This is a genomic window from Erythrobacter sp. QSSC1-22B (genome assembly GCF_001678665.1).
Lineage (GTDB): Bacteria > Pseudomonadota > Alphaproteobacteria > Sphingomonadales > Sphingomonadaceae > Qipengyuania.
The window spans coordinates 35,814-49,734 of the sequence record NZ_LZRP01000002.1; the positions used below are offsets into that span (position 1 = coordinate 35,814).

Here is a 13,921-nt window from a genome sequence, read left to right on the forward strand (position 1 = left end):
CCTGAACGGCAGGCCTATCCTCGCGCAGCGCGCTCCAGTCTCGCTCTCGCTTCGGCCTCGCCGATCAGCGGCAGCAATTCGCCCATGTCGGGGCCGTGGCTCTTGCCGGTGAGCGCCAGCCGCAGCGGCAGGAACAGCTGCTTGCCCTTGCGTCCGGTGCTCTCCTTGAGCTGCGCAGTCAGCGCGAGCCAGGGATCGTCGTTCCATTCGAGCGCCGAGGCCGCCTGAGCGAGAAACGCCTGGTCCTCCTTCGAGAAGTCGCATGGCTCGATGGGCCCGGTGACCAGCTGCCACCAATCCCCCGCTTGAGCCACGGTTTCCAGGTTTGGACGAATCGCGTGCCAACCCGCCTCGTCGATCCCTTCCGGGAGACGATCGGCGATCTGGGCATAAGGCATCTGGTGGATGATCGCGGTGTTGACCCGATCGAGATCGGCATCGTCGAAACGGGCAGGAGCGCGGCCGAATGTGCTCAGATCGAAGCTCTCGAGCAGCGCCCCCCGGTCGGCGATCGGTTCGACCGGGAGCGAAGTGCCCAACCGTGCCAGCAATGCAATGAGCGCGTGGGGTTCGACGCCTCGCTCGCTAAACGCATCGCAGCCGAGCGATCCCAGCCGCTTGGACAGCTTACCCTCCTTGCCGACCAGCAGCGCCTCATGCGCGAAGGCCGGATGCGGAAGGCTTGCGGCTGAGCCGGCGGACGCCATTCCTGCGGCATGCAGTGCGGTGAACATCTGGATCTGCACCGCCGTGTTGGAGACGTGATCCTCGCCCCTTAGCACCTGGGTGACGCCCATCTCGATATCGTCCACCGCGCTCGGCAGCATGTACAGCCACGAGCCGTCGGCGCGCCGGATGACCGGATCGGAAAGCTGTGCGGGATCGAATTTCTGCTTCCCCCGGACCCCGTCGTCCCATTCGATGGGGGCGGAATGATCGAGGCGGAAGCGCCAGTGCGGCGCGATGCCCTTGGCCTCGTTCTCGGCCCGCTGCTGGTCGCTCAATTCGAGCGCCGCGCGGTCGTAGACCGGCGGCAACCCGCGCCCGAGCTGGATCTTGCGCTTGAGATCGAGTTCCTGCGCGGTTTCATAGGCGTGGTAGACCCGGCCCGCCTGCCGCAGCCGTTCGAAAGCGGCTTCGTAGATCGACAGCCGCGCGGACTGGCGCTCTTCGCCATCGGGTTGCAGGCCGAGCCATGCAAGGTCCTCGCGGATCGCCTCGACATACTCTTCGCGGCTGCGCTCGGGATCGGTGTCGTCGATCCGCAGCAGGAAGCGCCCCCCGGCCTTTCGCGCCAGCATCCAATTGTGCAGCGCGGTGCGGATATTGCCGACATGGAGGCGGCCGGTCGGCGAGGGGGCAAAGCGGGTTACGGTTGTCATGGCTAGCGCGGATAGCGCGCAGGCGAGCCGATAGCGAGAGGGCTTCCATGCCTGATCGGGAAGCTGGCGCGAGGTTCGCTAGGCCGAGCGCTTTCGGCGCCGTGCCAATGCGGTCTGCCGCGCCTTGCGGTAATCGAGCACGCTCCCGTATAGCTCGGGCATGCGGTTCGCCTCGTCAAGCGGGTCTCCGAGCCGGATAGCCGCCACCGGTTCCTGAATAAGGTAGCCCTGCGCCTCGTTGCAGCCCAGTTTGCGCAGCAGATCGAGCTGATCGGGCAGTTCGACGCCCTCCGCGGTCGTCGGGATCCCCATCGCATCGGCGAGCCTTGTGATCGCGGAGACGATCGCCCGCGCAGACACGCTGTCGCCCAGACCCTTGACGAATTCGCGATCGATCTTGATCCGGTCGAGCGGGAAACGGCGCAAATAGCTGAGCGAGGAATAGCCGGTGCCGAAATCGTCGAGCGCGATGCTCATCCCCATTTCGCGCAGCTTCATCAGCGTCGCCAGTGCCACGTCATTGTGCTCGAGGATCACATGCTCGGTGATCTCGAACTCGACCCGGCAGGGGTCCATCCCCGATTCCGCCAGTGCATCGGTGACCGAGTTCAGGAGATGGGCCGAGCGTATCTGGCTGGGCGAAAGATTGATTGCGACCCGGAAATCGCCGTCCCATTTCGCCATCTCGTTGAGCGCGCGTCGGATGACCCAATCGCCCAGCGGAATGATCAGCCCGGTGTTCTCGGCGACCGTCAGGAACTGCAGCGGCGCGAGCATGCCGCGTTGCGGATGTTCCCAGCGCACCAGCGCTTCGTAAGCAACCGTGGCGCCATTATCGAGATCGATGACCGGCTGGTAGTGCACCCGCAATTCGTCGTTCTTGATCGCTTCGCGCAGCTCATGCTCGATCCGTCGGCGCTCCTGCATTTCGCGGTCGAGCCCTCTGTCGAAAAGCGCGACCTGATCGCGCCCCTTGGCCTTGGCGGCATGCAGGGCCAGGTCGGCACGGCGCATGAGTTCATCGGCTTCGCATGGCTTTTTGCTGCATCGCGCCACGCCCACGCTGGCGGTCGAGATCACCGTCTGGCCGTCGATCTCGAACGGCTCGCGCAGGATCGCCAGGAAGCGGTGCGCGCGCTCGATCAACATGCCGTCGCCAGAATTGGTCACGACGATCACGGCGAACTCATCCCCGCCCAGCCGGGCGACTAGGTCTTCGCAGCGCACATCCTGCTCCAGCCGCGCACCGACCTCGCGTAAAAGCCGGTCGCCGAACATGTGGCCCTGGGTGTCGTTGATGCCTTTGAAGTCGTCGAGATCGAGATAGAAAAGCGCGACCCGCGTCGAATTGCTGCCATGCTGCGCCAGAGCATCGCGCAGCCGCTCGTTGAACATGTAGCGGTTCGCAAGCCCGGTCAGGCTGTCGAAATGCGCCATGTAGCTGACGCGTTCCTCGATGATCTGTGTGTCGGTGACGTCGCGCGCCACTCCCGTCATCCTGCCATCGATCCGTGGCCGGGCGGACAGGCGCCAGAAACGGATTTCCCCGTCGAGTTCGATTCTAACCAGCTTGTCGCGAAACGCCTGCCGCTGCGCGAGCGCATCGGCGAGCAGGTCACGCCTTTCCCCGTTGCCGATTTGATCGATGAACGGCTGTCCTTCGAGCTCTGCTGCAGGCCTGCCGAAGGCCTGTGCGAGCCGATCGGATACTTCGCGCAGATTGCCCTTCGGTCCGACGGTCCACAGCCAGTCGCTCGCCTGAACCTCGTATTCGCTGAGCAGCATCCGCACGGTCGCCTCGCTCTCGGTACGTTCGAGTTCGGCAATGGCGGTTCGAACGAAGGCCCGGTCGTGAGCCAGCACCGAGCGCATCAGCACGGCGGCATATACCAGGATCAGAAGTAGCACTGGCCAGGCGTCCCACCGCGCTATCAGCCAGGCTGCGACGAGCAGCCCCGCCGCCAGCATTGTCGTGTGGAACAGCGCCGCGACCGGGATGGCGCGGTTCATCAGCAAGACCCCGACGAACATCGAGGTTCCCACCAATGCCAGGACGGTCAGTTCGAGGCCCGAACCGTAATAGGCGAACATCGGAATACCGAATGCCCAAGTCAGGCTGCTGCCTGAGATGAGCACCTGGACCAACCTGAAGCCGCGACGGGAGCGCAGCGGATCGGTCTCGTTCTCGGCTATTCGCCGCAGGACAGCAACGCGCATACCGAGGATCAACAGCGCGCCGAGCGCCCAGAGGGTGAGCAGCGTCGGGGGCATATCGTCACTGAAGGTCGCGAAGAGGAAACCGATCGAGAAGATCGCCGCAACCAGAACGAAGGGTGAAGCGGAGGCCAGAGCGTCGATGCGGCGCCCTGCCTTTTGTTAACGGGCGGGACCCCTGCCCTGCAACCCCTTATCGGGCACACGAATATCCCGCTGCCAGTGCGGACCCGTTCGGCAGACTGCCGGACTGCCGGCCGCATGGCCGGTCCAAGCCCAAAGAAAAACCCCGCCGGAGCCAGGCTCCGGCGGGGTCGATCCTTGCGGTTGGGCCGAAAGCTATCAGCTCTCGGTTTCACCGTCCTTCAGATAGTCGCCGGCATCGGCATCGGTACCATGCGCCTCGCCTTCCATCGCGGCGAGAGGAGAATCGCCGGTTGCGGCCTCCGCCCCTTGCGCCAGTTCGGCCTTGCGCTCTTCCTCGGCGGTCTGGGCAGCGATGATCGCATCCTGCGCCTTCTTCCACTGCGCCCGCAGCGCGACATCGCGCCCCGAGGCGGTGACCCGCATGCGGTTCATGCCCGCACCGGTACCCGCGGGAATGAGACGACCCACGATCACGTTCTCCTTGAGACCGATCAGCGTGTCCTTCTTGCCCTCGACCGAAGCCTGGGTAAGGACGCGGGTCGTTTCCTGGAAGGACGCCGCCGAGATGAAGCTGCGGGTCTGCAGCGACGCCTTGGTGATGCCCAGCAGGATCGGAACGCCGGCGGCCTTCTTCTTACTCCGCGTCAGCTTCGCATTGGCCTCGTTCATTTCCTCCAGATCGACCTGCTCGCCCGGCAGCAGCGTGGTGTCGCCGCCATCGGTGATCTCGACCTTCTGCAGCATCTGGCGAACGATCACCTCGATGTGCTTGTCGTTGATCTTAACGCCCTGCAATCGGTAGACTTCCTGGATTTCGTTGACCATGTATTCGGACAACGCCTCGACGCCCATGACCTCGAGAATGTCGTGCGGATTGGGCGAGCCAGAGATGAGCGTGTCGCCCTTCTTGACGAAATCGCCTTCCTGGACGTCGATCACCTTGGTCTTGGGGACCAGATATTCCACCGGTGCGCCCTCTTCCGGGACGATCGCGATCTTGCGCTTGGCCTTGTACTCGCGAACGAATTCAATCCTGCCCGAAATCTTGGCGATGACCGAAATGTCCTTGGGCAGACGCGCCTCGAACAGTTCCGCGACCCGCGGCAGACCGCCGGTGATGTCGCGGGTCTTGGCAGCTTCGCGGCTGGCACGAGCGAGAATGTCACCCGCATCGACCCGCTGGCCATCCTCGACCGACATCGTGGTGCCCGGGGCGAGCATGTAGCGCGCCGCCTCGGTTTCGTCGCCCGCTTCGTTGAGCAGCGTCAGCCGCGGACGAAGGTCCTCGTTGCGCTTGCGACCGGTGGCGCGGTTCTCGGTGACCACGCGCTGGGCGATGCCAGTGGCATCGTCGACGCGCTCTTCCAGGGTCGTGCCTTCGACCAGATCCTGGAAGCGGACCACGCCGCTCTGCTCGGTGATGATCGGCAGCGAGAACGGATCCCATTCTGCCAGACGATCGCCTTCGGTCACCTTGTCGCCATCCTTGTGCATCAGCACGGTACCATAGGGCACCTTGTGGATTTCGCGCTCGCGACCTTCGGCATCGATCACCGCCAGCTCGCCATTGCGTGCAAGGCTGAGGATGCGACCCTTCTTGTCGACGATGGTCGGCATGTCGCGATAGACGATGTTGCCCGAAGAAATCGATTCCAGATGGCTGGTCTCGTTAAGCTGGGCGGCACCGCCGATGTGGAACGTCCGCATCGTCAGCTGGGTGCCCGGCTCGCCGATCGACTGCGCCGCGATGACGCCGACGGCCTCGCCGATGTTGACCGGCGTACCGCGGGCGAGATCGCGCCCGTAGCACTTGCCGCAGACGCCCTGATCGGCTTCGCAGACCAGCGGCGAACGGATCTTGGCGACCTGCGTTTCGGCGGCCTCGATTTCCTTCACCATCGGCTCGTCGAGCAGCGTGCCGGCCTTGACGATCACTTCACCGGTGGCGGCGTTGACGATGTCCTCGGCGATGGTCCGGCCCAGAATACGTTCGCCGAGCGAGGCGATGACCGAACCGCCCTGGACGATGGCGCGCATATCCAACGCGTTCTGCGTCTTGCAATCCTCTTCGACGATGACGCAATCCTGCGACACGTCGACGAGGCGGCGGGTGAGATAGCCCGAGTTCGCCGTCTTCAACGCCGTATCCGCGAGACCCTTGCGGGCGCCGTGGGTGGAGTTGAAGTACTCGAGGACGTTCAGGCCTTCCTTGAAGTTCGAGATGATCGGGTTCTCGATGATCTCGCCCGAAGGCTTGGCCATCAGCCCGCGCATACCGGCGAGCTGCTTCATCTGCGCTGGCGAACCACGCGCACCGGAGTGGCTCATCATGTAGATCGAGTTGATCTGCGCCTGCTTGCCATCGTCGCCGATCGGCTGCGAGCGGATTTCCTCCATCATGGCTTCGGCCACCACGTCGCCGCAACGGCTCCAGGCGTCGATCACCTTGTTGTACTTCTCTTGCTGGGTGATCAGGCCGTCCTGATACTGCTGCTCGTAATCGGCAACCAGATCCTTGGTATCCTCGACCGTCTTGATCTTGGAATCGGGGATGATCATGTCGTCCTTGCCGAACGAGATGCCGGCCTTGAACGCGTGGCGGAAGCCCAGCACCATGATGGCGTCGGCGAACAGCACCGTGTCCTTCTGACCGGTGTGACGATAGACCTGATCGATAACGTCGCCGATTTCCTTCTTGGTCAGAAGGCGATTGACGATGTCGTAGGGAACCTTGTGGTTCTTGGGCAGGCATTCGCCGATCAGCATCCGGCCCGGCGTGGTCTCGAACCGGGTCATCGACACATTGCCCTTTTCATCGGCCTGCGGAACGCGGGCGATGATCTTGGTGTGTAGCGTGACCGTTTTCGTCTCGAGCGCGTGATGCACTTCGGCCATGTCCGAGAACATCTGCAGCTTCTCGACCTTGGTGCCGTCGGCGTTTTCGATGAATTCGGGGGTCTTCTCCTGCCGCTCCATCGAGAGGTAGTAGAGACCCAGCACCATGTCCTGCGAAGGAACGATGATCGGCTTGCCGTTGGCGGGCGAGAGGATGTTGTTGGTCGACATCATTAGCACGCGCGCTTCCAGCTGGGCCTCGAGGCTCAGCGGAACGTGGACGGCCATCTGATCGCCATCGAAATCGGCGTTGAAGGCCGAGCAGACCAGCGGGTGAAGCTGGATCGCCTTGCCCTCGATCAGCACGGGCTCGAACGCCTGGATGCCGAGACGGTGAAGCGTGGGCGCACGGTTCAGGAGAACCGGGTGTTCGCGGATGACTTCGTCGAGGATGTCCCAGACTTCCTTGCGCTCCTTCTCGACCCACTTCTTCGCCTGCTTCAAGGTCATCGACAGACCCTTGGCATCGAGGCGGGCGTAGATGAACGGCTTGAACAGCTCGAGCGCCATCTTCTTGGGCAAGCCACATTGATGCAGCTTGAGTTCCGGACCGGTGACGATGACCGAACGGCCCGAATAGTCGACGCGCTTGCCGAGCAGGTTCTGGCGGAAACGACCCTGCTTGCCCTTGAGCATGTCGGACAGCGACTTGAGCGGGCGCTTGTTGGCGCCGGTGATGACGCGGCCACGGCGGCCGTTGTCGAACAGCGCATCGACGGCTTCCTGCAGCATGCGCTTCTCGTTGCGGACGATGATGTCCGGCGCGCGCAGCTCGATCAGCCGCTTCAGGCGGTTGTTGCGGTTGATGACGCGGCGATACAGATCGTTGAGATCCGAGGTCGCGAAGCGACCGCCGTCGAGCGGCACCAGCGGGCGCAGCTCGGGCGGGATCACGGGGATCACTTCGAGGATCATCCACTCGGGACGGTTGCCCGAATCGATGAAGCTCTCGACGACCTTCAAGCGCTTGATGATCTTCTTGGGCTTGAGCGTGGACTTGGTGGTCTCAAGCTCCTGCAGCAGATCGGCGCGCTCCTGCTCGAGATCGAGATCCATGAGCATGGTCTTGACCGCGGCAGCGCCGATATCGGCGGTGAAGGCGTCCTCGCCATATTCGTCCTGCGCGTCGAGGAGTTCATCCTCGGTCATCAGCTGGAACTTCTCCAGCGGGGTCAGGCCCGGCTCGGTGACGATGTAGCTCTCGAAATAGAGCACCCGCTCGAGCTGCTTCAACTGCATGTCGAGCAGCAGGCCGATGCGCGAGGGCAGCGACTTCAGGAACCAGATATGCGCGACCGGCGCAGCCAGTTCGATATGGCCCATGCGCTCGCGGCGGACCTTGGTCACGGTCACTTCGACGCCGCACTTCTCGCAGACGACGCCCTTGTATTTCATGCGCTTGTACTTGCCGCACAGGCACTCGTAATCCTTCACCGGGCCGAAGATGCGCGCGCAGAACAACCCGTCGCGTTCGGGCTTGAACGTGCGGTAGTTGATGGTCTCGGGCTTCTTGATCTCGCCAAAGCTCCACGAGCGGATCCGCTCGGGGGAAGCGATCCCGATCTGGATCTGGTCGAAGGTTTCCGGCTTGGCGAGCTGGTTGGTGAATTTGGTCAGTTCGTTCATGACAATTCCCTAGCGGGTGAATTTCGTACGGACGGAAAGGGCGGGGCCGACCCGAAGGCCGGCCCCGTTCCTATTGCGCCGCGATCTGCAGGCCGTCGTCGTCGTCCTCGTTGATCGAGGAGAGTTCGACATTGAGGCCGAGGCTGCGCATTTCCTTGACGAGCACGTTGAAGCTCTCCGGAATGCCGGCCTCGAAGGTGTCGTCACCCTTGACGATCGCCTCGTAGACCTTGGTCCGGCCGATCACGTCATCCGACTTCACGGTGAGGATTTCCTGCAGCGTGTAGGCGGCGCCGTAGGCCTGGAGCGCCCAGACCTCCATCTCGCCGAAGCGCTGGCCACCGAACTGCGCCTTACCGCCCAGCGGCTGCTGGGTGACGAGGCTGTAGGGGCCGATCGAACGCGCGTGGATCTTGTCGTCCACGAGATGGTGCAGCTTGAGCATATAGATGATGCCCACGGTCACCTTGCGGTCGAAGGCCTCGCCGGTGCGGCCGTCGTAAAGGACCGACTGCCCCGAACTGTCGAGCCCGGCCTGCAGCAGCTGGCTGGTCACATCGCCTTCGCGCGCACCATCGAACACCGGGGTGCCCATTGGGACGCCGAGATAGAGATTGCTGGCGAGTTCGACCACTTCCTCGTCCGACCGCGTGTCGATCGTCTCGTGGTAGTTTTCGCCGTAGACCTCTTTCAGCTTGTCGCGGACGGCCTCGGGCGGCTGCGCCGCCTCCGGATCCGGATTGGCTGCGCGCCATTCCGCCAGCGACGCGGTGACCTGCTGGCCGAATGCGCGCGCCGCCATGCCGAGGTGCGTCTCGAAGATCTGACCGACATTCATGCGCGAGGGCACGCCGAGCGGGTTGAGCACGACATCGACCGGGGTCCCGTCCTCGAGGAACGGCATGTCCTCCTGCGGCAGGATGCGGCTGATGACGCCCTTGTTGCCGTGGCGGCCGGCCATCTTGTCGCCCGGCTGCAGCTTGCGCTTCACCGCGACGAAGACCTTGACCATCTTGAGCACGCCCGGGGCGAGTTCGTCGCCGCGTTCGAGCTTCTCCTTGCGGTCCTCGAACTTGGCATCGATGATCTTGACCGCCTCGTCGTACTGCGACTTGACCGCTTCGATCTGCGTCTGGCGCTGATCGTCGGCGACCGCGAACTTGAACCACTCGTGCTGCTCGATGCCTTCGAGCAGTTCCTCGTCGATCTCGACACCCTTCTTGACGCCCTTGGGCGCGGCGGAAGCGGTCTGGCCTATCAGCATGTCGCGCAGGCGGTTGTAGGTCGCCCGGTTGAGGATGGCGCGTTCGTCCGCGGCATCCTTGCGCAGATGCTCGATTTCCTCATTCTGGATCGCGCGGGTACGATCGTCGATCTCGATACCGTGACGGTTGAAGACCCGCACCTCAACCACCGTACCGGCAACGCCGGGCGGCAGACGCAGCGAGGTGTCGCGAACGTCGGAGGCCTTTTCGCCGAAGATCGCGCGAAGGAGCTTTTCCTCGGGCGTCATCGGGCTTTCGCCCTTGGGGGTGATCTTGCCCGCCAGAATGTCGCCCGGGTGCACTTCGGCGCCGATGTAGACGATGCCCGCTTCGTCGAGGTTGCGGAGCGCTTCCTCGCCGACATTGGGAATGTCGCGGGTGATGTCTTCCGGGCCCAGCTTGGTGTCGCGCGCCATGACTTCGAATTCCTCGATGTGGATCGAGGTGAAGACGTCGTCCTTCACGATGCGCTCGGAGATGAGGATGGAATCCTCGTAGTTGTAGCCGTTCCAGGGCATGAAGGCGACGAGGCTGTTCTTGCCCAGCGCCAGCTCGCCCAGATCGGTCGAGGGACCGTCGGCGATGACATCGCCCGGCTCGACCGTCTCGCCCACCTTCACCAGCGGACGCTGGTTGATGCAGGTGTTCTGGTTCGAACGCTGGAACTTCTGCAGCGTGTAGATATCGACACCCGACTGGCCGGGTTCGACATCGCCGATCGCCCGGATGACGATGCGCGTGGCATCGACCTGGTCGACCACACCGCCGCGGGTGGCGGCAATGGCGGCACCCGAATCGCGCGCCACGGTCTCTTCCATGCCGGTGCCCACGAAGGGCGCCTCGGCCTTGACCAGCGGCACAGCCTGACGCTGCATGTTCGAGCCCATCAGCGCGCGGTTGGCGTCATCGTTTTCCAGGAACGGAATGAGCGATGCGGCGACCGAGACGAGCTGCTTGGGGCTGACGTCCATCAGCGTGATGGTCTCACGCGGCGCCATGAGGTTGTCGCTGTTCTGGCGGGCGGAGATCAACTCTTCGGCAAAGCTGCCGTCGTCGTTGAGGTCGGCCGAAGCCTGCGCGACGGTGTGCTTCTGCTCCTCCATCGCGGAGAGGTAGATCACCTCACTGGAGACCTTGCCGTCCTTCACGACGCGATAGGGCGTCTCGATGAAGCCGTATTTGTTGACGCGGGCAAAGGTCGAGAGCGAGTTGATCAGGCCGATGTTCGGGCCTTCCGGCGTCTCGATCGGGCAGATCCGGCCGTAGTGGGTCGGGTGAACGTCGCGGACTTCGAAGCCTGCGCGCTCGCGGGTGAGACCGCCCGGGCCCAAGGCCGAAACGCGGCGCTTGTGGGTGACTTCCGACAGCGGGTTGGTCTGATCCATGAACTGCGAGAGCTGCGACGAGCCGAAGAACTCGCGCACCGCAGCCACGGCGGGCTTGGCGTTGATCAGATCGTTGGGCATCACGGTCGAGACGTCGACCGAGCTCATCCGCTCCTTCACGGCGCGCTCCATGCGGAGCAGGCCGACGCGGTACTGGTTCTCGAGCAGTTCGCCGACCGAACGCACGCGGCGGTTGCCGAGATTGTCGATGTCGTCGACATCGCCCTTGCCGTCCTTGAGGTTCACCAGCTCCTTGACCACCGCGAGGATGTCTTCCTTGCGCAATGTCGTGACGGTGTCCTCGGCATCGAGCTCGAGACGCATGTTGAGCTTGACGCGACCGACCGCAGAAAGGTCGTAGCGGTCGGCATCGAAGAACAGGCCTTCGAACAGCGCTTCGGCGGTTTCCTTCGTCGGCGGCTCGCCCGGACGCATGACCTTGTAGATCGCCTCAAGGCCCTCTTCGCGGTTCTCGGCCTTGTCGACTTGGAGCGTGTTGCGCATCCACGGTCCGACATTGACGTGGTCGATATCGAGCAGTTCGATGCTGTCGATCCCGGCCTTGTCGATCGCCTCGAGGTTCTCGGCGGAGACTTCCTCGCCCGCTTCGATGTAGATGCGGCCGGTCTTTTCGTCGATCAGATCATGCGCGGAATAGCGCGCGAAGATTTCCTCGGTCGGCAGCAGCAGCGTCTCGAGACCGTCCTTGGCGGCCTTGGTGGCAGCACGCGGGCTGATCTTGTGGCCGGCGGCAAAAACTTCCTCGCCGGTCTTGGCATCGATCAGCGCAAAGGCAGGCTTCTGGCCGCGCCACTGGTCGGGCTGGAAGGGCATTTCCCAGCCGTCCTTGGCGCGCTTCCAGGCAACGGTATCGTAAAAGATATCAAGGATTTCCTCGCTGTCGAGACCGAGCCCGAACAACAGCGAGGTGACGGGCAGCTTGCGCTTGCGGTCGATGCGGACGTTGACGACATCCTTGGCGTCGAATTCGAAATCGAGCCAGCTGCCGCGATAGGGGATGATCCGCGCCGCAAACAGCAGCTTGCCCGAGGAATGGGTCTTGCCGCGGTCGTGGTCGAACAGCACACCGGGCGAACGGTGCATCTGGCTGACGATGACGCGCTCGGTGCCGTTGACGATGAATGTGCCATTGCCGGTCATGAGCGGCATGTCGCCCATGTAGACGTCCTGCTCCTTGATATCGAGCACGGAGCGGGTCTCGGTTTCCTGATCCACTTCGAACACGATCAGGCGCAGCGTCACCTTCATCGGCGCAGCGTATGTGATCCCGCGCTGGCGGCATTCGGTGGTGTCGTATTTCGGCGGCTCGAGTTCGTAATGGACGAAATCGAGTTCGGCGGTGCCGGCGAAGTCGCGAATCGGGAAGACCGAGCGCAGCGTCTTTTCCAGACCGGAGACGTAATCTGTCTCCTTGTCGGAGCGCAGGAACTGCTCGTAGCTTTCGCGCTGGACCTCGATCAGGTTCGGCATCTCGACGACTTCGTGCGCATCGCCGAAGATCTTGCGGATGCGGCGCTTGGCCGTGCCCTCGGTTGCGGAACGGGTCGTGGTCTTGCCGGCGCGCTTCTGGGGCGCCTTCGCCTGGGTAGCCATAAGGAGGGTATCGCCTTTGCCTGGATGCCGGACCTGCGCAGGATGCGCGCCGACTGATTTCATGTCTCGTGGGCGTTGAGCACCATAGCGACGCCGAAAGGCCGCAGCGAAGGCGCACCGGTTGCGGTGCTGCTGCAGCTCATGACTGAACGTCGCGATATGGAAACGCCGCTTCCAATCCCGTGGCCGATCCCCGCGCATGAATCGGCCCTGCTCGAAGCGGGCGGTCGGGGGGTGATATAGGACCGGAGAGTGACGGGGTCAACCGCGGGATTGAGTGGCGGCCTCACGGGTCGGCTGACGCATCTGACACGCACCTTCGCCGCTTTTCGATACCGCGCATATTGTTTTACGATATTATTGATTGACAATAAACCACCGCCGCCATATCTGGCGCTTATCGAATAGCGATAACAGCAACCCAAGGACTTCGAGAATGCAACACCAATTCGAAAACGCCCTGGCCGGGCTCGCCGCGCTGCTGATGGTCGGCACCATGATGACCGCAGCGGTCGTGATCCCGCCCGCCCACTCGCCTGTGCAGACCGATGAGTCGGCGCTTGCCATACCCGCACTCGCCTGAACCAACGCCTCGTCTTGCAGGCGTCACCCTAGGAGCCACACCATGTCCACCGCCACGCCCCCACCCTTCAAACGCGACCTGTTGCTCGCTGCCGCCAAGGTGCTTCTCGCCCTCCTAATCGGTATTTTGATCTTCGCGATGGCGATGGTCGGCATCGGGATCGGCGCGGTGCTCAGCGTGGGCCGCCCGACCCTGCTTGCCGAGATCGCCGCCGCCGGAGCGCCGCAATACGCCTATTGGGTGGTCATCGCGCTGCTGCTGCTGGTCGAGGGCATGCTGTTCCTCGGGTTGCGCTTCCTGATGGAGTTGCGGCGCATCGTGGTCTCGGTGGAGGAGGGCGACCCCTTCCGCCCGGCCAATGCCGAGCGGCTGGCGCGGATGGGCTGGCTCGCGCTGGCGATCTGGCTGGCAGGCATTCCCGTGAGCCTGATCGGGGCCTGGCTGACGCCCTATGCAGTCGCTGCGGGCGAGGATGTGGTCATCCAGGGCGACTTCGGCGTCGAAAGCCTGTTCCTGATCCTCACCCTGTTCATTCTCGCGCGGGTGTTCCGCCAGGGCGCAGCGATGCGCGACGATCTCGAGGGGACAGTCTGATGGCGATCCGGGTGAAACTCGACGACCTGCTTCACGAGCGCCGGATGACGCTGACCGAGCTGGCCGAGCGGGTCGGGCTCACGCTTGCCAATCTGTCGATCCTCAAGACCGGCAAGGCGCGCGCGATCCGCTTCTCCACGCTCGAGGCGATCTGCCGCGAGCTGCAATGCCAGCCGGGCGACCTGCTGGGCTACGAGGAGCAGCTATAGGTCCGCT

7 protein-coding genes are annotated in these 13,921 nt (G+C 63.5%); 3 read left to right on the forward strand and 4 right to left on the reverse strand.

Going from position 1 to position 13,921, the window contains the following annotated elements:
* Positions 1-14: 14 nt before the first annotated feature.
* From A9995_RS04005 to rpoB, 4 genes are all read right to left on the reverse strand, one after another.
* Entirely contained in the window at positions 15-1,382 is a 1,368-nt protein-coding gene (locus A9995_RS04005) for a glutamate--tRNA ligase (RefSeq protein WP_067609604.1), read from the reverse strand.
* Positions 1,383-1,460: 78 nt separating this feature from the next.
* Positions 1,461-3,653, reverse strand: a complete 2,193-nt coding sequence (locus tag A9995_RS04010; RefSeq protein WP_067609606.1) for a bifunctional diguanylate cyclase/phosphodiesterase — start codon at positions 3,651-3,653, stop codon at positions 1,461-1,463.
* Between the two features lie 285 nt (positions 3,654-3,938).
* The gene (rpoC, locus tag A9995_RS04015) at positions 3,939-8,264 is read right to left on the reverse strand and encodes a DNA-directed RNA polymerase subunit beta' (RefSeq protein ID WP_067609608.1); all 4,326 of its coding nucleotides are present in this window, start codon (positions 8,262-8,264) and stop codon (positions 3,939-3,941) included.
* Positions 8,265-8,334: 70 nt separating this feature from the next.
* Positions 8,335-12,528, reverse strand: coding sequence for a DNA-directed RNA polymerase subunit beta (rpoB, locus tag A9995_RS04020; RefSeq protein ID WP_067610294.1), 4,194 nt, complete (start codon positions 12,526-12,528; stop codon positions 8,335-8,337).
* Positions 12,529-12,964: 436 nt separating this feature from the next.
* On the opposite strand from rpoB, the gene A9995_RS16965 reads away from it, so the two are divergent.
* From A9995_RS16965 to A9995_RS04030, 3 genes are read left to right on the forward strand one after another with little or no spacing between them, the layout of a single operon-like run.
* On the forward strand, positions 12,965-13,111 hold the full coding sequence (locus A9995_RS16965; RefSeq protein ID WP_168157325.1) for a hypothetical protein: 147 nt from the start codon (positions 12,965-12,967) through the stop codon (positions 13,109-13,111).
* Positions 13,112-13,153: 42 nt separating this feature from the next.
* A complete protein-coding gene (locus A9995_RS04025) occupies positions 13,154-13,705 on the forward strand; it encodes a DUF2975 domain-containing protein (protein WP_067609610.1) in 552 nt (183 codons plus the stop codon).
* Positions 13,705-13,914 carry a helix-turn-helix transcriptional regulator gene (locus tag A9995_RS04030; protein WP_067609612.1) on the forward strand — a complete coding sequence of 70 codons (210 nt, stop codon included), beginning with the start codon at positions 13,705-13,707 and terminating at the stop codon, positions 13,912-13,914. Before A9995_RS04025 ends, A9995_RS04030 begins: the two co-directional genes overlap by 1 nt.
* Positions 13,915-13,921 lie beyond the last annotated feature (7 nt).

Coding starts and splice junctions, on each gene's coding strand:
- A9995_RS04010 (WP_067609606.1), bottom strand. CDS start 3,653: ATGCCCCCGACGCTGCTCACCCTCTGGGCGCTCGGCGCGCTGTTGATC.
- A9995_RS04005 (WP_067609604.1), bottom strand. CDS start 1,382: ATGACAACCGTAACCCGCTTTGCCCCCTCGCCGACCGGCCGCCTCCAT.
- A9995_RS04025 (WP_067609610.1), top strand. CDS start 13,154: ATGTCCACCGCCACGCCCCCACCCTTCAAACGCGACCTGTTGCTCGCT.
- rpoB (WP_067610294.1), bottom strand. CDS start 12,528: ATGGCTACCCAGGCGAAGGCGCCCCAGAAGCGCGCCGGCAAGACCACG.
- A9995_RS04030 (WP_067609612.1), top strand. CDS start 13,705: ATGGCGATCCGGGTGAAACTCGACGACCTGCTTCACGAGCGCCGGATG.
- rpoC (WP_067609608.1), bottom strand. CDS start 8,264: ATGAACGAACTGACCAAATTCACCAACCAGCTCGCCAAGCCGGAAACC.
- A9995_RS16965 (WP_168157325.1), top strand. CDS start 12,965: ATGCAACACCAATTCGAAAACGCCCTGGCCGGGCTCGCCGCGCTGCTG.